The following is a 16,401-nucleotide window of genomic DNA, read 5'->3' on the forward strand; positions in this document are numbered from 1 at the left end:
CGACCGGTGGGCGGGACTCGTCGCGCAGTGCGCGGGCGGCCGCGCGCAACAGGTCCCGCGGCGGCCCTTCCGGTACTCCTCCGGCCGCGCGCTCGTAGAGGTCGGCCCCCTCCTCCAGGACCAGGTTGACGTCGATGCGGGCCGGCACCTTGATCCGGGCATGCCGGCGCCAGGTGGTGACCGGATCGCTCCACGCCTCCACGGCGTAGGTCCAGCGGCCGACCGACGGCGGGGTCACTTCGGCGCCCCAGCGGTCCGTGCCGGGCTCCAGTTCACGCATCGGCGTCCACGGCCCGGGACGGCCGTCGGGATCGCGGAGGACGACATCGGCGCCGATCGCCCCCGGCCCCTCACCGAAGACCGTGGCGGTGACCTGGAAGGTCTCCCCCTCCACCGCCTTGGCCGGGCGTCGGCCGCCGTCGACGACCGGACGGACGTCCACGATCGGTATGCGTCCGATCAAAGCCCTCGCGCCCCCGGCGACACGGCTCGCCCCGTCCCGGTGCGCGGTCTGCGGTTCCATCGGTCCTCGCCTCCTCCGCCGTCGTCGAGCTCGGTGGGCGCCGGCTCTGCCGTCATGGGTCCAGGGCTGCGTGCGGCGTGCGGCTACCCGTCCGCCGACGAGGCCGGGAATGTGCGGGCGGTTTGCTCACGGTGCGGGCGGACATACAGCTCGGCGGCGTCGGCGGCCTCGCGCGCACAGCGCTTTCCCATGAGCGAGCACAGAGTGTGTCCGGTGCTCTCGAAGGTGCCGCGCACCTCCCGGTCGTCAGGGGACGCGAGCATCAGGCGCTCCCACTCCCGATACCGCTCGAGGTGTCTGGCGACCTCGGCTCTGGCGGGCAGCGGCATGGCACCGGTCACCTCCGCTCTCAGCGCTGAGTGTTCCACCCATGGTGCACGGCCCATCACTCAGCGTCCTGTTCGGGATTCAACCAGCCGGGGCCGGCGGCTCTCGTGTTGCACGAATGGAGTAGCGCTCGCACTCTGGGAGTGACTCGAGAGCGACGACTGCTCACGCTTCGTGATCGGGGCCCGGCCCAAAGGGGCGGGGAGAAGCGAGAGCTTCGCCGGTGAGGAGCCAAGGACGATGAAGACCGCAACCCCCTGCTACTACCACCTCGACGTGGAGGTCAGCCCCGAGCGGATCGGGCAGGTCGGGCGGATCCTGGCCGCCCACCTCCGTTACTGGGATCTGGAGATCCTCGCCGACCCCGTCTGCCAGTGCGCCGAAGCGCTGCTGCGGACGATCGACGCCCACGCCGCGGACAAGAACACCACCATCGAGATGTGGTGGAACGGTCAGCACCTGATCACCGCTGTCCAGGACAGCGAACGCGACATCCGACCGCACTACGCGCCGAGCGGCTGCCTGGCCCGGATCGCGGCGCTGAGCAACGGCTGGGGCTGCTGCGCCACCGGCACCGGCGGAAAGATCATCTGGTTCTCGCAACGGGCCCGGGCCGGCGACCCCGCTCCGCTCGTGCCGGTGGCCCCCGCGCCGAGTCTGCGCGAGACGCGCCCCCTCCCGCGTGCACTGCCGCTCACGGCGGCCGCCACGGGGCGGGAGCGGCAGACCGCGCGGGACGGAGAACGCGAGCCGGTCGCGGCACCCGCCTGAGCGGAGCACCGCGGCAGGCCGAACCCTGCCGGGCGGCGGGGGCGGGCGGCGGGGTCGTCGGCCGACCCCGCCGCACTCCGTGGGCACCTCACGTGGACAGGGCACCCCCGCGTGATCGACACTCGGCGAATGGCGAAGTACTTCGACGTTCATCCCGACAACCCGCAGCCGCGCACCATCGGCCAGGTCGCCGACAGCATCCGTGACGGTGCGCTCGTGGTGTATCCGACGGACTCCTGCTTCGCGCTGGGGTGCCGGCTGGGCAGCCGGGACGGCATGGAACGCATCCGGGCGATCCGTCAGCTCGACGAGCGCCACCACTTCACCCTGGTCTGCCGGGACTTCGCGCAGCTGGGACAGTTCGTGCACGTGGACAAGGACGTGTTCCGAGCGATCAAGGCGTCGACGCCCGGCAGTTACACCTTCATCCTGCCCGCGACCCGCGAGGTGCCGCGCAAGCTGCTGCACCCGAAGAAGAAGACGGTCGGGGTCCGCATCCCCGACCACGTGGTCGCGCAGGCGCTGCTGGCAGAACTCGGCGAGCCGCTGTTGTCGAGCACCCTGCTCCTGCCGGGCGAGGAGGAGCCGCTGACCCAGGGCTGGGAGATCAAGGAGCGGCTCGACCATGTCGTGGACGCCGTCGTCGACTCCGGGGACTGCGGTACGGAACCGACGACGGTCATCGACTTCTCCGGGGACGAGCCCGAGATCGTACGCAAGGGAGCGGGCGACACCTCGCGCTTCGAGTGACGTGGCGCTCCCCGAGGCGCACCGGGGGGAGGGCGTTCGGCCAACCCGGGGACTACCGGCGAGTGGCGTTAACGCCCCGTCTGCCCCGGGGAATCGATGTCCGGGCGTTTCAGGGCTGTCAGACACAGCCTTGGACATCGGACAGCCGTCCGCCTCACAGATCAGCCACGTCACAGGGAGACCGCCATGGCACACGGTGGCGACGTCATCGCCGAGCTCACCGCCGACCACCGGGAGGTGGAGGGCCTCTTTCAGCGGATCGAGTCGCTGCCCAGCGGCCACCAGGACCGCCGCAAGCTGGCCGACGAGATGACGATCGAACTCGTACGGCATTCCGTCGCGGAGGAGCAGTACCTGTACCCGGCGGTGCGACAGCACGTCGAGGGTGGCGGCGCGATCGCCGACAAGGAGATCGCCGACCACGCGCGGGTGGAGCGGGCCCTCAAGCATCTGGAGGGGTGCTCCGTGGGCCACCCGGAGTTCGACCAGGTGTTCATGATCGTGAAGAGCGAGGTGACCACGCACATCGAGGACGAGGAGAACAACCTCTTCCCCCAACTGCGACAGGTCTGCGGCCAGGACGTCCTCGACCAGCTCGGCGACAAGATCCGCACCGCCAAGAAGATGGCACCCACGCGCCCGCACCCGGCCGCTCCGGACACCCCGCCGCTCAACAAGCTGCTGGCGCCGGGGACGGGTCTGGTCGACCGGGTCCGCGACTTCGTGACCGGCCGCGGCCGGTCCTCCTGAAACCTCGACGCGCTCCTGGTCCACGGTCAGGTACTGGTCGACCCGCTCCGGCCGGCGGGCGCCCGGGCGAAGGGTGTGCGCGCCCCGGATGTCGGTGGCCCGGTCCGTCCCCGTCATGGAAGCGGCGAGTTGTCCGGCGCCCCGCGGCAAACCCGCCTCAGCCGACGACGGGGTCCCCGAGATGACCGCCCTCGTCCACGGGATCGCCGTGCAGTCGTTCGACGAGGGAGTCGCGGTGCAGGTCGGCGAGCGGCGCCAGGAGGTCGGGGTGGCGCAGCAGGGGCGCGGCCCGGTGGTCCTGCTCACCGGGGTCGGTGAGCCTGCGGAAGTCGAACACCAGACCACGGGTGTGCTCGCTGCGGTCGAGTGCGGTGACGGCGTCGCGGGCGAGGTACGGCGTGGTCAGCAGGCAGGCCGCCCAGCTGGCGACCACCTCGTCCACCCAGGTCCGCCAGCCGGCGTCGGCCTCGTCCACAGCCTCCGCCTCCGCTCCGGCCAGCCAGTCCAGGCGGTCGGAGCCGCCGGGCCCGACGAACACGACGAGGGCCGCGTCGGCCTCGGTGGGGTAGCGCAGCCAGGCGGCGACCATGACGGCCTGGGACGCCTGGGCCTCGGCGAGGGCGGTGTCCAGGGCTCCCCCGGTGCCGGGGTAGGAGCGCAGCAGCCACTGGGTGGTGGCGGCTATGACGGGGGACAGATCGGCTGACATCGGCGTCACGCTACCGGTCGGCCGGAAACGGAGAAATGGCGCCCATCACAGAAGGAGTCCGTCAAACGGTGCGATCCCCCACAGGACGCCGCCACCGCCGCGGTACGCCGCTGTGGACCGGGCCCGCCGACAGGCGCAGGCTGGAAGAAGCCGAAGAAGTCCGAAGGCCGAAGAAGTCCGAAGAAGAGGGACGGGCACCTCGTGGTGCGGGGAGTGATCCCGATGGAAGCCAAGCAGTGGACCGTGGACATCTACATCACCGAGGACGGCGACGACACCCATGCCCGCGCCGTGCTGAGGACGCGTGACACGTCGAGCGTCGCCGGCAGAGGCGTGGCCCGGCGCAACCCCGTCGACCGGCCGATCCCCGAGATCGGCGACGAACTCGCCGCCAGCCGGGCGCTGGAGGACCTCGCCATCCGGCTCCACGACGTCGCTTCCGAGGACATCGTGCAGCTGGCGGGCCCTGTCGAACGGTGACGGGCGCCCGAGGCAGACCCGGCGCCCCGGCCGGTCATGCGTGCGGTACGACGGCCACCGGGCACGGCGCATGGTGGATCGCGGCGTGGGCGACGGGACCGGTGTGCGGTCCCGCGGTCCGCTCGGGCAGGTGATGGCGGCCCACGACGAGCAGACCCGCCGAGGATGCGGCCCGCGCCAGGGCACCGGAGGCCCTTTCCGGCACGACCGACTCCACGACCCGGACGCCGGGGTACTTGTCCCGCCAGGGCTGCAGCACCGCCGTGAGGAAGCCCAGCCACTCCTCCGCACGCTCGGGGTCGGCCACCAGTCCGATGTCGCCGTTGCCGAGGCCCAGGGCGGAAGGCCGCTGCCAGGCGTGTACGGCCCTGAGCCGGGCGCCCCGGACCCGGGCGGCCTCGAAGGCGAAGGCGATGACCTCGTCACACGGGTCCCGGACGTCGACGCCCAGCACCACGTCCCGGTGTCCGGTGTGCGTCGAGCCGCTTCCGTCGGCGGCCGGGAGATGTTCGTCCTCGGCCCGCTCACCCGCCCGCACCAGGACGACGGGCCGCGTCGCCCGGGCCGACACACCGAGGGCGACCGAGCCCACCAGGAACCCGGTGAAGCCGCTCAGTCCGCGGGAGCCCAGCACCAGCAGTTCGGCCCGCTCGGCGGCTTTCACCAGGGCCGGGGTGGCCGGGCCCTCGACCTGCTCCTCCGACAGCAGGAGAGCGGGGAACGCCTCCCGCAGGTGTTCCGCCGCGTGACGCAGCACCCGTCGCGCCAGGTGCCGCTGGACCGCGCTCACCGGCTCCCCCCGGCCCTGTCCGGGGTGCCAGTTCCAGACGTGCACCAGCCGCAGCGGACGGTGGCGTCGTACGGCCTCGCGCGCCGCCCACGCGGCGGCGGACAGGCTCTCGGCGGATCCGTCGACTCCGGCAACGACGGGTGGAAGCATCGCGCCACCTCCAGCGGTGAGGTCGTGTCGTACCGGACCAGCGTGGCCCGGGCCGCCATCGTGCGGGATGGGCTGTCAAGGCCTCGCACGGGGCCGTCCGGCCCTGTGCGCCGGTCGCGGAGCGGCAGCCGGCAGGTCTCCCCGGGCCGGACGCACACCGGACGTCCGGCAACCGGACGGGCGAGCGGTCGCCGGGCACGGCGCCGTGCGCGCCCGCTGGACGGCGTGCGCGGAACCAGCTCCGGCGCCGGGCCGGCCGTCCAGGGCATGGGGCCGATCGGCCCTGGTGGTCGCCGCCCGTGCGTGGTCTGCTGAAGACGACGGGAAGGACCCGCTCAAGACGCGGGGAAGCGGTCGAACGGCCGTGCACCGCGCAATCAGGATCCGAGAGAACCGGATGGGTCCTTCCCGCCCCTTCATGCGTCATCCCGCCCCTCCGGGCGTCATGTGGAGTCCCGGCGCCCAGGGCGCCCCTGGCGCCCCTGCCTTCGCGGCGGCAGGAACGAAAGGACAGTGAAGCCATGGCCTCTGTCACCACCGTGGGCGCGGCCCTTCCGGCCGAGCACCGCGAGCGGCTGATGCGGAACGCCCGCGAGGTCTCCTTCGACGAGGGAACCCGCCTGTTCGAGGAAGGCCGTCGGGCCGACCGCTTCTGGATCGTGCGGACGGGGACCGTGGCCCTCGACGTGCACGTGCCGGGCCGCCGGCCCGCCGTCATCGAGTCGCTGGGCCACGGCGAACTGGTCGGCTGGTCCTGGCACTTCGAACCCTATGTCTGGCAGCTGGGCGCCGAGGCCATGACGCCCGTACGGGCCTACGAGTTCGACGCGGTGACCGTGCGGACGATGTGCGCCGATGACCCCGAGTTCGGCCGTGCGGTCGCGGTCTGGGTGGGACGGGTCCTCGCCCACCGGCTGAACGCGGCGCGCACCCGGCTGCTCGACCTCTACGGCCCCTACGGCAGTGGCACCCCCTGAGGGCCGGTGCCCGGCCGGCCGACGACCGCGTCCGACCCCGGGGAGGGCGACACCGTGACCGCCGGCCCGCGCGTCGTCAGCGACGTGATGACGCACACCGTCGTCGCCGTCGGGCGTGACGCCCCGTTGGGGGACGTCGTCAAGCTCATGGAGCAGTGGAGGGTCAGTGCCCTGCCCGTGCTCGAGGGCGAGGGCCGGGTGGTCGGTGTGGTCTCCGAGGCCGACCTGCTGCGCAAGGGGGAGTTCCGGGACGGCGAGGCGGACCCGTACACCCGGCCGCGGCGCCCGTCCGACCCGGCCAAGGCCGGGGCGGTGACCGCGGGCGAGCTGATGACGGCGCCGGCGGTCACCGTGCACGCCGGCTCGACCCTCGCCCGGGCCGCCCGCATCATGGCCCTGCGCAAGGTGAAGCGGCTCCCTGTGGTCGACGACGAGGGCCTGCTCGAGGGCGTGGTCAGCCGTGCCGACCTGCTCAAGGTGTTCCTGCGGGAGGACAACGACATCGCCGACGAGATACGCCGGGACATCGTCGACGTCCTGTTCCCGGCCCCGGTGGAGCCGATCCACGTCATGGTCGCCGAGGGTGTGGTCACCCTCACGGGCAAGGTCGGGGACACGACCGTGATCCCCATGGCCGCCCGGCTGGCGCGGGCCGTGGAGGGTGTGGTCGACGTGGACTGCCACCTCTCCGGGGAGGACGGGGCGGACTGACCGCGGCCGGCGGCCGACCGTGCACGCCGTCCACCCAGCGGGTCCCCTCTTACCGCCAGCGTGGTCCGACGCACTCCCACTCCCGGGCCCATTCCTCCATGCGCTGCCGTTCCAGGCGCCCGCGCACCAGCCACCCGCAGGCCAGCACCCCACCTGCGGCACCGCACCCGACGAGCGTGCCGACGAGCGACGTCTGCAGCCGTGTCTCGGCGCCGGTGGGCGGTTTGGACACCAGGTCCCCGGCAGGGTTCGTCCACACGGTGACGGAGGCTCCGGCCTTCAGTCCGGGTTCCACCTTGGCCAGCGCCGTATGCGGGCCGCCGGGGGCGCTCCAGCGCACCTTCGCCCATACGCCGCCCTCGCCGTATGCGGGCACGTCCTTCGGGCTCATCGCCACGTCCTGGGTCAGCACGGCCCGCACGGGGTGGGAGTGTGCGGCCCGCACGGCCAGACCGTGTTCCACGGCGCCCGCCGCCGCCCGCCCCGCGACCACCCCGGCCAGCAGGACCAGCACCCAGGTGACGAGGACGATCCAGGCCTCCAGGCGGTCGCTGCGCCGCAGCAGCGGATTGCGCCGCCACCGCCACAGCCACACCCTGGTCCCCGCCGTACGGCAGATGGTAGCCATCGGTCGTCACCCTCTCGGGGCATCACGTGATGCTGCCGGCTCTCCAGGGCCAGCGCGACACCTCGTCCTCCGGGAAGTCGGCCTCCAGGTCCGGAACGCGGGGCGGCCCCATGAGCGCGCAGTCCACGTCCACGACGCCCTCGACGCCCCGCACCAGCCGTGCGGTGACGGGCACGAGACCGGTGTCGCGGACACGGCCGGTGAGCCGTACGACGCCGTCCCGCACCTCCACGCGGACCGGCTCCCACGGGGTGGGGAACAGACGGGCGACGATCTCGCGGCGGATCTCCTCCGCGATGTCCTCGTCGTCGCGCAGGTAGACCTTGAGCAGGTCGGCGCGGCTGACGATGCCGAGCAGCGTGCCCTCGTCGCCGACCACCGGAAGGCGTTTCACCCCGGCCCGGGCCATGGTCCGGGCGGCCTGGGCGAGAGTCGCCTCCACGTGGACGGTGACGGCCGGTGCGGTCATCAGCTCCTCGGCGGTCACGGCGTCGGCCTTGGCCACCGCGGGCGCCGGGTCGGCCGCCCGATCCCGCGACGCGTACCGGCCGGGCGCGGCGTCGCGGATTTCCTGCTTGCGCAGCAGATCGGCCTCGGAGACGACACCGACGACCCGGTTCCCCTCCGTCAGCACGGGCACGGCGCTGACCTTCCACTGTTCCATGGCCTTGACGATGTCCTTGAACGTCGCCGCGTGGCGGACGGCGACGACCCTGCGGGTCATGACGTCGCCGACGACGTGGGGGGTGCCGCGCATGGTGTCCTCCGATGGGGTGCGACGGCCTGCCGGGCGAGGGTCTGCGGGCCCGGTCACACGGTGATGCGCCGTCCGGTGATTCTGCGGGGATCGATACGGATCCACAGGTCGCGTTCCCCGCCTGCCCACGGTGTGCTGTACGCCTGTTCCTCCAGCCGCCGGACCGAGTCGGGGTCCGTCACGGTGCGGGCGTGTCCGCACACCAGCACGCTCCAGCCCTGGCTGAACGATCCGTCGATGCGGTCGACCTCGAAGGCCACCCGGGAGCCCGCGGCCATGGAGGGCACCGCCTCCGGGGCGGTCCTGAAGACGATCGAGTCGCCGACGACGCCGTAGTTGACCGGGACGATCACCGGCCCCGACTCCGTGGGCACCGCGAGCCGCCCCACGCCGTGCGTGCACAGCAGGTCCCGGCACTCCCGGATGCTGAGTTCGGTGAATCTGGGGTGCCCTCCGGCCTGTCCGAGGCCGGGCGGCAGGTCGACGTCCCCGCCGGTGAGTTCGAGCACCGTGGTCTCCAGTGCGCCGGCCAGCCTCAGCAGGGTGCTCACGCCGGGGGCTGCGGTCGGCTGCTCCTCCAGGTACTGCAGATAGCTGGAGGCCATGCCGGCGCGGCAGGCCGCCTCCTTGCAGGACAGTCCGAGCTCCTCGCGCCGCAGGGCGATCCGGCGTCCGAGATTGCCGGCGGGGTGGTGGCCCTGACGGCCCTCCACCGCGTGAGGGGATGCGTGTGCGGACATGGCCCGTCACTTCCTTGCGTCAGGTCGCCCGGACGGCGACGACTTCGTGCTGCTCCCCGCCCAGGGCCACCTTGAGCGCGCCGGTGTCGGCGCCCCGGCCGAAGACGTCGTACGCCTCCTCCGTCTGGTCCAGTGGGAAGGTGTGCGTGACCAGCGACGAGGTGGGCAGCCGGCCGACGGCCGCCATCCGCAGCAGCGTGGGCGTGGAGTAGGTGTCGACCAGGCCGGTGGTGATGGTGACGTTCCTGCTCCACAGGTCCTCCAGGTGCAGGGTCACGGGCCGGCCGTGCACCCCCACGTTGGCGATGTGCCCGCCGGGCCGCACCACGCGTGTGCACAGCTCGAAGCTCTCCGGCGCGCCGACCGCCTCGATGACCACGTCGGCGCCCAGTCCGTCGGTGAGGTCGGCTATCAGCTCCTGGGCGTCGAGGGGATCGGCCAGGGCGTCGGCGCCGAGTCGCTTGGCCGCGTCCAGCCGCATCGCGGCCGGGTCCACGGCGACGATCCGCTCGGGGGCGAACAGCCGGGCGGTGGCGATCGACGCGAGCCCGATGGGGCCGGCTCCGACGACGACCACGCTGTCCCCGGGGCGGACGTGCCCGTTGAGCACACCCACCTCGTAGGCGGTGGGGAAGATGTCCGCGAGCAGCACCGCGTCCTTGCTGTCGACCGCGCCGGGCAGGGGGTGCACGGACAGGTCGGCGTGGGGCACCCGGACGTACTCGGCCTGCGTTCCGTCGATCACATGCCCGAGGATCCAGCCTCCGCCGCCGCGGCACTGGCCGTACCTCCGCTCCCAGCAGTAGCCGCACCGGCCGCAGGCGGTGATGCAGGAGACCAGGACGCGCTCCCCCGGCTGCACGGCGTGCAGGTCCCGTCCGGCCTCCACGATCTCGCCGACCGCCTCGTGCCCCAGCACCGTGCCGGGGCGCACCTCGGGCACGTCGCCCTTGAGGATGTGCAGATCCGTTCCGCAGATGGTGGTGGTCTCGACACGCACGATCGCGTCGGTGGATTCCTTGATGCCGGGGTCCGGGACCTCCTCCCAGGCGGACTTTCCGGGGGCGTGGAAGACGAAGCCCTTCATGACGATCCTTCCTCCCTCTCCCCGGACCGGGGCCCGAGGACCGTCCGGAAGCCGGTACGGCGGTCCACCCGGCGCCGGTGCCGGGATCACGGACACACCCATCACATCCAGATTGTCCCACTTTGCCGGGATCTGCTCGGGCCGGTCCGCCCCGATCATCCGGTCGGGAGCGAGCGGGTCCCGAAGGAGACGGACCGGCCTCCCGGGTACCCCTCTGCGGGCGCCAGCCGGTGTCAGGAATGCGGGACGACGGCGACCGGGCAGGCCACATGGTGGAGTACGGCGTGAGCGACGGAGCCGATGTGCGGGCCGAACAGGCCGTCCCGTGTCCGGCGCCCCACGACGACGAGACAGGCGCGGCTGGAGGCGTGCACCAGCTGCGGGGCGGGACGGCCCGTGGAGACGGTCTCCGACACCGGGACCCCGGGGAACTTCTCCCGCCAGGGGCGCAGCGTGGCGGTCACGAGGCGTTGCTGTTCGGCCAGCACCTCCGGTCCGTCGGCCGCGTGGGCATGGACGTCGCCGACGGCGTGGACCACGTGCAGCGCGGTACCGCGGCGCCGGGCGCAGTCGAAGCCGAACTCGATCGGCTCCTCGAGCGGGTGTCGCGGGTCCAGCCCGAGCACGACGTCGCGGTACGGGGTCTCGGGGATCTCCTCGGGCGAGACGCCGTCCAGGGCCGGCAGGTGCTCGTCGGCGGAGGTCTCCCCGGCACGTACGAGCACGAGGGGGCACGACGCCCTGGCGACGACGCGCTGGGACACCCAGCCGACCACGAACCCGGCCAGACGGCCCAGACCCCGGGATCCGAGCACCAGCATCTCCGACTCCCCGGCCGCCGCGAGCAACGCGGTCACCGGGGACTCGTCCCGCAGGAACGCCTCCACCTCCAGCCCCGGGTGCGCGGCGCGAACACTGCGGACGGCCCGCTGGAGGATCTGCTCCCCCATCTGGCACCGGTCGTCCTCGCACCCGCCGGACGGCGCCGGAAGCGGCTGCCGCCTCCAGGCGTGGACGATGTGGAGCGGCGCACCCCGGCGCAGCGCCTCCCGGGCTGCCCAGTGGGCGGCCGCGAGGCTCTCGCCGGACGCGTCGACTCCCGCGGTGAGGGGCCGGACCATGGCGCGCACCTCCTGCACGACTGACTCTGCTGCTCCTGCGTCGAGCCTGACGCGCGAACGGCGCCGTGCGCAGGGGCCGCAGGGACCCGTCACAGGGCCCAACGGCCCAGGGCCCCGCGTCCGGCCCGGCGCACGACCCGGTCGCCGGGGTCTCCGACGCGGTACCACACGTCCCGGCCCGGGGGCCGGACGGCCCATGGCCCGGGGAGGGACGCCGGGTCACGATCGGAGCGTCGGGCCCACGCCGTCCCTGGAGGCCGTCATGAACGCTCCCCCGACGACCAGTATCCTGCGTGCGCTGCCCACGGCGCACCGCGAGCGGCTGATGCGCACCGCCCGTGAGGTGTCCTTCCCACAGGGAACACGCCTGTGCGAGGAGGGCGGACACGCCGACCGGTTCTGGATCATCCGCTCCGGCACGGTCGACCTCGATCTGCATGTTCCCGGCCGCCGCGCCGCCGTCATCGAGACCCTCGGGCACGACCAACTCCTCGGCTGGTCCTGGCTGTTCGGCCCACACGCCTGGCACCTGGGCGCCGAGACGACGACGCCGGTGAGGGCGTACGAGTTCGACGCCGCCGCGGTGCGCTCGATGTGCCAGGACGATCCGGCACTCGGCTTCGAGGTCGCCCGGTGGATGGGCGGCATCCTGTCCCACCGGCTCGACTCGGAGCGCACCCGGCTGCTGGACCTGTACGGCCCCTGCGGCAGCGGCAGCTTCGGCTGACGGGGCCGAGGACAACGCGCGCGGACAGGAGCTGTCCACGTCGTCCGGACCGGAAGGGGCGCACGGACGACGGCGGGAGGGCCGATCGGCCCCTGGTGCGTAGGGGCGGAGCTCGTGACGACCATGGACAGTGGACGGCCCGCGTCCGTCCTTCGCAGAGGTTCTCAGCGCAACGAGGAGTCGTCATGGCCGAGGCGCGCACCTTCAGCGAGCAGGTGCCGATCCGGGTGTTCCTGCTGGACGACCACGAGGTCGTGCGACGTGGCCTGGCCGACCTGCTGGACGCGGAACCCGACATCTCGGTGGTCGGGGACGCCGACACCGTCGAACAGGCGCTCGCCCGCGGTTCAGCGGTGCGGCCGCATGTGGCCGTCCTGGACGTGCGCCTGCCGGACGGTGACGGCATCACCGTCTGCCGTGAGCTGCGCAGCCGCATGCCCGAGCTGGCCTGTCTGATGCTGACCTCGTTCGACGACGAGGACGCCCTGCTCGACGCCATCATGGCGGGCGCCTCGGGGTACGTACTGAAGCAGATCAGGGGCTCCGACCTGGTGTCCGCGGTGCGCACCGTCGCCTCCGGCCAGTCCATGCTCGACCCGGCGACCACCGCGCGGCTGATGCGGTCGCTGCGCGCCGACCCCGCCGAGCAGCCGGCCCCGGCACCCGAACCGGACGGCCTCTCACCGCGCGAGCGGGACATCCTGGCGCTGATCGGGGACGGGCTGACGAACCGGGAGATCGGCAGGCGGCTCTATCTGTCCGAGAAGACGGTCAAGAACCACGTCTCCCGGCTGCTGGCCAAGCTGGGCGTGCAGCGCCGCGTACAGGCGGCGGTCCTCGCCTCCCGTCTGGAACCGTCCGGCTGCCGCACCACCCGCTGAGCCGGGCCGTACGGCACTGCGGGACGCACCGTCACGGGCCCGCCGGAGGCACCGTCACTCGCCGCCGGGGCCGCACCGGATCAGTCATCCGCCGGCCGCACCGGAACACGCCACACCAGTCGTGTCCCGCCACCCTGCGGGCGTTCCCCCACACTGAGCGTGCCGCCGAGGGCGACGGCCCGTTCCTCGAGGTTCCGCAGGCCGCTGCGGACGGCGCCGTCCGACACGCCGCAGCCGTCGTCTGCCACCGTGAGCGTCAGCTCGCCCCCGCCGAGCCGCAGGCGGACGTCCACCGAGCGTGCCCCGGAGTGCCGGGCGGCGTTGCTCAGAGCCTCCCCGAGCACGGCGGTCACATCGTCGGCGACGTCGCCCGGGACGTCGGTGTCCACCAGGCCCTCGATGCGCAGAGCGGGAAGGAAACCCAGTGTTCCGGCCGACGCCGCCACCGCCTCCGACACCTGCCGGCGCAACCCGGACCCCTCCCGCCTCCGGTCGCCGTGCGCGCGCAGCCCGAAGATGGTGGACCGGATGATCTTGATGGTCTCGTCCAGGTCGTCGACGGTCCGCGACAGCCGTTCGGCGGCCTCCGGGTGGTCGACGAAGCGCTGGGTGCTCTGCAGGGTCATGCCGGCCGCGAAGAGCCGCTGGATGGCGAGGTCGTGCAGATCGCGGGCGATCCGGTCGTGGTCCTTCAGCAGCGCGATCTGCTCGGCGTCCCGGCGCCGCTCGGCCAGCTCCAGCGCCAGGGCCGCCTGCCCCGCGAAGCCGAGCAGGGGGCCGGTGTCGGTGTCCGTGAAGGCGTCGCGCCCCGCGGTGCGCCCCAGCACCAGGACGCCGATGGACTTGCCGCTCGCCACCAGCGGTACGCCGACCACGGGCCCGAGTCCGCGCCACAGGGCCGAGTCCGGGTCGGCCCGGGGGTCGTGCCGGACGTCGGGGCTGACCACCGGTTCTGCGGTGCTCAGCGCGGCCTCCACGAAGCCGTCCTGCCGGGACATCACAAGACCGCGGCGCCGCTCTGCGTCGAGGCCGACCGCGAGCAACGGACGCAGCACGTCCTCCCCGGGCACCCGTTCCGCGATCATGCCGGCGTCGGCGGAGGCGATCCGGCGCGCCTGCTCCACGATCAGCTCCAGCACGTCCGCGCTCGGGGCACCCGACAGCAGGGCGCTCGTGACCTGGGAGCTGGCCCTCACCCAGCGCTCGCGCAGCCGCGTCTCCCCGTACAGCCGGGCGTTCTCGATGGCGACGCCGGCCGCCACCGCCAGGGTGGAGAGGACGGCCTCGTCGTCGGCGTCGAACTCCTCGGCGTCGCGTTTCTCCGTCAGGTAGAGGTTCCCGAACACCTGGTCGCGGACCCGGATGGGCACGCCGAGGAAGGAGTGCATCGGCGGGTGGCGGGCCGGGAATCCGTAGGAGGCCGGGTGGTCGGAGATCTCGGACAGCCGCAGCGGCTCCGGACGGCGGATCAGTTCGCCGAGGATGCCGTGCCCGCTGGGCAGCGCCCCGATCCGGGCCCGCGCGTCCTCGCTGATGCCGACGGTGAGGAACTGGGAGAGCGTGCGGTCGTCGCCGATGACGCCCAGCGCGCCGTACTCGGCGTCGACGAGCACCACGGCCGCCTCGACGATGCTGCGCAGCACCTGCGCAAGATCGAGTTCGCGTCCGACCGACAGGACGGCCTGCAGCAGGCGGTGCACCCGGTCCTGGGTGCCGCGTGCCGCGTCGATGCGGGCCTGCAGTTCGTCCAGCAGTTCGTCCATGCGCAGCTTGGGCAGGTGCTGCTCAGGCCGCCCGCGCGCTTCCCCGCTCATCGCTTCCTCCGACCGGATCACACGGATCACGCAGACAGGGTGCGGGTCGACGGCGACTCTCCCGCCCTCACGATACTGAGTTTCGACCCGGACGGCGGCTCGTGCCCGCTCGGAGTGCCCCTCGGCGGTGCGCGCGAGGCGCGGTCATGGCCGACGGCCACGGTGGGGTACGTGCTGTGGCGCGCGGTGTGCGGCTGGTGCCTACTGACTTCAGGAGGTGACCGGCAGTCGGCGCGCGGGAGGTGTGGTGGCGGACGCGGGCGGGACGGGGCGGGGGCGGCGCAGGGCGGGGGCGGCGCGGGACAGCCGGACGTCCCGGCCGGTGCGCCTCCCTCCGCGCGTCCGGGCCGCCGCGGGGACGTCCGCCGCCGAACGTGTCGTTCCCTGGTTGCGCGTCGCCGCCGCCTACGCCTGGCGCCTGGTCGTCGTCGGTCTCGTCGTCTACGAGGTCTTCACCGTCCTCGGCCGCTTCCAGCTCATCGCCGTCGCGCTGTTCCTCGGACTCGTGATCACGTCGGTGCTGCGGCCCCTCGCCGACGTGCTCGGCCGCTGGCTGCCACGTCCCCTGACCGTCGCGGTCTCCCTCGTGGGGAGCCTGCTGCTCCTTTTCTCCCTGTTCGCCTTCGTGGGTGAGGCGGTGGCGGGCCAGTGGGGAAAACTGACCGGGGAGTTCCGCGGCGGCATCCACAGGATCGAACAATGGCTCGAACGCCCGCCGTTCCGGCTCAGCCACAAGAGCCTCTCGCACCTGCAGGACCAGATCGCCTCGTACATCTCGTCCCACCGCGCGGCCCTGTTCAGCAGCGCCGTCAGCGGACTGACCCGGTTCGTGGAACTGGTCACCGGGCTCGCCCTCGCGCTGTTCTTCTCCGTCTTCTTCATCCACTCGGGAGAACGCCTGTGGTCCTGGCTGCGCGACCAGCTGCTGCCCCGGGGCGCCCGGCCGGCATGGGACCGGGCGGGGTACGCGGCCTGGCGGACGTTCGCGGGGTACACGCGGGGCATCATCATCGTGGCCGCGACCAACGCCGCACTCGTCGGCATCGTCCTGCTCGTCCTCCGGGTGCCGCTCGCGCTGCCGCTCACCCTGCTGGAGTTCTTCGCCACGTTCGTCCCGCTGGTCGGCTCGCCGGTCGCGCTCGCCGTGGCCACCGTGGTCGCCCTGGCCGGACGCGGTCCGGTCACGGCTGCGGCCGTGGTGCTGCTCATCGTCGTCATCGGGGAGATCGAGGGGCACGTCCTCCATCCCCTCGTGATGAGCTGGGCCGTCCGGCTGCACCCGCTGGTCGTCGCCGTCTCCGTCATCGCGGGGAGCATCGTCGCAGGGGTGATCGGTGCCGTGGTGGCCGTGCCGTTCGTGTCGGTCTCCTGGGCGGTGCTGCAGGCGCTGCGCCCGGCCCCTCCCTGAGGCGCGCGCCCCTGCCCGCTGTGCCACGCTGACTCGCACAGGCAGGGGGCACTCGAACGCACGGGAGGCGATGTGGGCCCCGACCAGCGAGAGGTGTCGCGGCACCGGCCGGAGCACATACCGGAGCTGCGGCGCAGGACCTTTCTGGGAGTGTGCGCGGGCGTCGGGCTCCTCCCGGCGGCGGCCGCCTGCGACCCGTCCCCTTCCGCGCACGACCATCCCCGGTCGGCCGCCTCGCACCGTCCCGAGGCGGAACGGGACCGAGCCGGGACACCCGATTGGCGTATCCGCTCCCAGGGT

At 73.0% G+C, this 16,401-nt stretch carries 19 protein-coding genes; 9 read left to right on the plus strand and 10 right to left on the minus strand.

The features are described 5' to 3' along the window. A partial coding sequence (locus AC5WS8_RS20050; protein WP_496105070.1) for a maltotransferase domain-containing protein occupies positions 1-463 on the minus strand: 463 nt, incomplete at its 3' end. Positions 464-606: 143 nt separating this feature from the next. Then, a complete protein-coding gene (locus AC5WS8_RS20055) occupies positions 607-852 on the minus strand; it encodes a DUF5133 domain-containing protein (protein WP_496104796.1) in 246 nt (81 codons plus the stop codon). Positions 853-1,090: 238 nt separating this feature from the next. Here AC5WS8_RS20055 and AC5WS8_RS20060 point away from each other — a divergent pair, with 238 nt between their 5' ends. The 3 genes from AC5WS8_RS20060 (at position 1,091) to AC5WS8_RS20070 (ending at position 3,121) form a co-directional block, all read left to right on the plus strand. Then, the gene (locus tag AC5WS8_RS20060; RefSeq protein ID WP_496104797.1) at positions 1,091-1,621 is read left to right on the plus strand and encodes a pep a2; all 531 of its coding nucleotides are present in this window, start codon (positions 1,091-1,093) and stop codon (positions 1,619-1,621) included. A gap of 129 nt (positions 1,622-1,750) precedes the next feature. After that, positions 1,751-2,371, plus strand: coding sequence for an L-threonylcarbamoyladenylate synthase (locus tag AC5WS8_RS20065; protein WP_496104798.1), 621 nt, complete (start codon positions 1,751-1,753; stop codon positions 2,369-2,371). 186 nt (positions 2,372-2,557) lie between these two features. Further along, the gene (locus AC5WS8_RS20070; protein WP_496104799.1) at positions 2,558-3,121 is read left to right on the plus strand and encodes a hemerythrin domain-containing protein; all 564 of its coding nucleotides are present in this window, start codon (positions 2,558-2,560) and stop codon (positions 3,119-3,121) included. A gap of 157 nt (positions 3,122-3,278) precedes the next feature. Here the strand turns inward: AC5WS8_RS20070 and AC5WS8_RS20075 are convergent, their stop codons facing one another. Then, on the minus strand, positions 3,279-3,830 hold the full coding sequence (locus AC5WS8_RS20075; RefSeq protein WP_496104800.1) for a hypothetical protein: 552 nt from the start codon (positions 3,828-3,830) through the stop codon (positions 3,279-3,281). A 222-nt stretch (positions 3,831-4,052) separates the two neighbouring features. Here AC5WS8_RS20075 and AC5WS8_RS20080 point away from each other — a divergent pair, with 222 nt between their 5' ends. Next, positions 4,053-4,310 (plus strand): DUF1876 domain-containing protein, encoded by a 258-nt coding sequence (locus AC5WS8_RS20080; RefSeq protein ID WP_496104801.1) that lies wholly within the window; start codon positions 4,053-4,055, stop codon positions 4,308-4,310. Between the two features lie 34 nt (positions 4,311-4,344). On the opposite strand, the gene AC5WS8_RS20085 is transcribed toward AC5WS8_RS20080, so the two are convergent. Further along, on the minus strand, positions 4,345-5,250 hold the full coding sequence (locus tag AC5WS8_RS20085; protein WP_496104802.1) for a universal stress protein: 906 nt from the start codon (positions 5,248-5,250) through the stop codon (positions 4,345-4,347). A 521-nt stretch (positions 5,251-5,771) separates the two neighbouring features. Between AC5WS8_RS20085 and AC5WS8_RS20090 the strand changes: the two genes are divergently transcribed. Together AC5WS8_RS20090 and AC5WS8_RS20095 are read left to right on the plus strand one after the other, a co-directional pair. Further along, complete coding sequence (locus AC5WS8_RS20090; RefSeq protein ID WP_496104803.1) at positions 5,772-6,227, plus strand: Crp/Fnr family transcriptional regulator; 456 nt, start codon at positions 5,772-5,774, stop codon at positions 6,225-6,227. Between the two features lie 54 nt (positions 6,228-6,281). Further along, positions 6,282-6,938, plus strand: a complete 657-nt coding sequence (locus AC5WS8_RS20095; RefSeq protein ID WP_496104804.1) for a CBS domain-containing protein — start codon at positions 6,282-6,284, stop codon at positions 6,936-6,938. Positions 6,939-6,987: 49 nt separating this feature from the next. On the opposite strand, the gene AC5WS8_RS20100 is transcribed toward AC5WS8_RS20095, so the two are convergent. From AC5WS8_RS20100 to AC5WS8_RS20120, 5 genes are all read right to left on the minus strand, one after another. Continuing rightward, positions 6,988-7,566 carry an Rv1733c family protein gene (locus AC5WS8_RS20100; RefSeq protein ID WP_496104805.1) on the minus strand — a complete coding sequence of 193 codons (579 nt, stop codon included), beginning with the start codon at positions 7,564-7,566 and terminating at the stop codon, positions 6,988-6,990. A 22-nt stretch (positions 7,567-7,588) separates the two neighbouring features. Then, entirely contained in the window at positions 7,589-8,323 is a 735-nt protein-coding gene (locus tag AC5WS8_RS20105) for a CBS domain-containing protein (RefSeq protein ID WP_496104806.1), read from the minus strand. A 53-nt stretch (positions 8,324-8,376) separates the two neighbouring features. After that, positions 8,377-9,063, minus strand: a complete 687-nt coding sequence (locus tag AC5WS8_RS20110; protein ID WP_496104807.1) for a helix-turn-helix domain-containing protein — start codon at positions 9,061-9,063, stop codon at positions 8,377-8,379. A 19-nt stretch (positions 9,064-9,082) separates the two neighbouring features. Next, a complete protein-coding gene (locus tag AC5WS8_RS20115; RefSeq protein WP_496104808.1) occupies positions 9,083-10,150 on the minus strand; it encodes a zinc-dependent alcohol dehydrogenase family protein in 1,068 nt (355 codons plus the stop codon). A 233-nt stretch (positions 10,151-10,383) separates the two neighbouring features. Beyond that, positions 10,384-11,271: a universal stress protein gene (locus tag AC5WS8_RS20120; RefSeq protein WP_496104809.1), complete on the minus strand. Its 888-nt coding sequence runs from the start codon at positions 11,269-11,271 to the stop codon at positions 10,384-10,386. A gap of 262 nt (positions 11,272-11,533) precedes the next feature. Between AC5WS8_RS20120 and AC5WS8_RS20125 the strand changes: the two genes are divergently transcribed. Both AC5WS8_RS20125 and AC5WS8_RS20130 read left to right on the plus strand, forming a co-directional pair. Further along, positions 11,534-11,998 (plus strand): cyclic nucleotide-binding domain-containing protein, encoded by a 465-nt coding sequence (locus AC5WS8_RS20125; RefSeq protein WP_496104810.1) that lies wholly within the window; start codon positions 11,534-11,536, stop codon positions 11,996-11,998. A 185-nt stretch (positions 11,999-12,183) separates the two neighbouring features. Continuing rightward, positions 12,184-12,879 carry a response regulator gene (locus tag AC5WS8_RS20130; protein ID WP_496104811.1) on the plus strand — a complete coding sequence of 232 codons (696 nt, stop codon included), beginning with the start codon at positions 12,184-12,186 and terminating at the stop codon, positions 12,877-12,879. An 80-nt stretch (positions 12,880-12,959) separates the two neighbouring features. Here AC5WS8_RS20130 and AC5WS8_RS20135 read toward each other — a convergent pair whose 3' ends face one another. After that, positions 12,960-14,693: a GAF domain-containing sensor histidine kinase gene (locus AC5WS8_RS20135; protein WP_496105071.1), complete on the minus strand. Its 1,734-nt coding sequence runs from the start codon at positions 14,691-14,693 to the stop codon at positions 12,960-12,962. Between the two features lie 217 nt (positions 14,694-14,910). Here AC5WS8_RS20135 and AC5WS8_RS20140 point away from each other — a divergent pair, with 217 nt between their 5' ends. After that, positions 14,911-16,101: an AI-2E family transporter gene (locus AC5WS8_RS20140; protein ID WP_496104812.1), complete on the plus strand. Its 1,191-nt coding sequence runs from the start codon at positions 14,911-14,913 to the stop codon at positions 16,099-16,101. Positions 16,102-16,401: the final 300 nt, after the last annotated feature.

The sequence above is a fragment of the Streptomyces sp. PTL18 genome, from assembly GCF_059510295.1.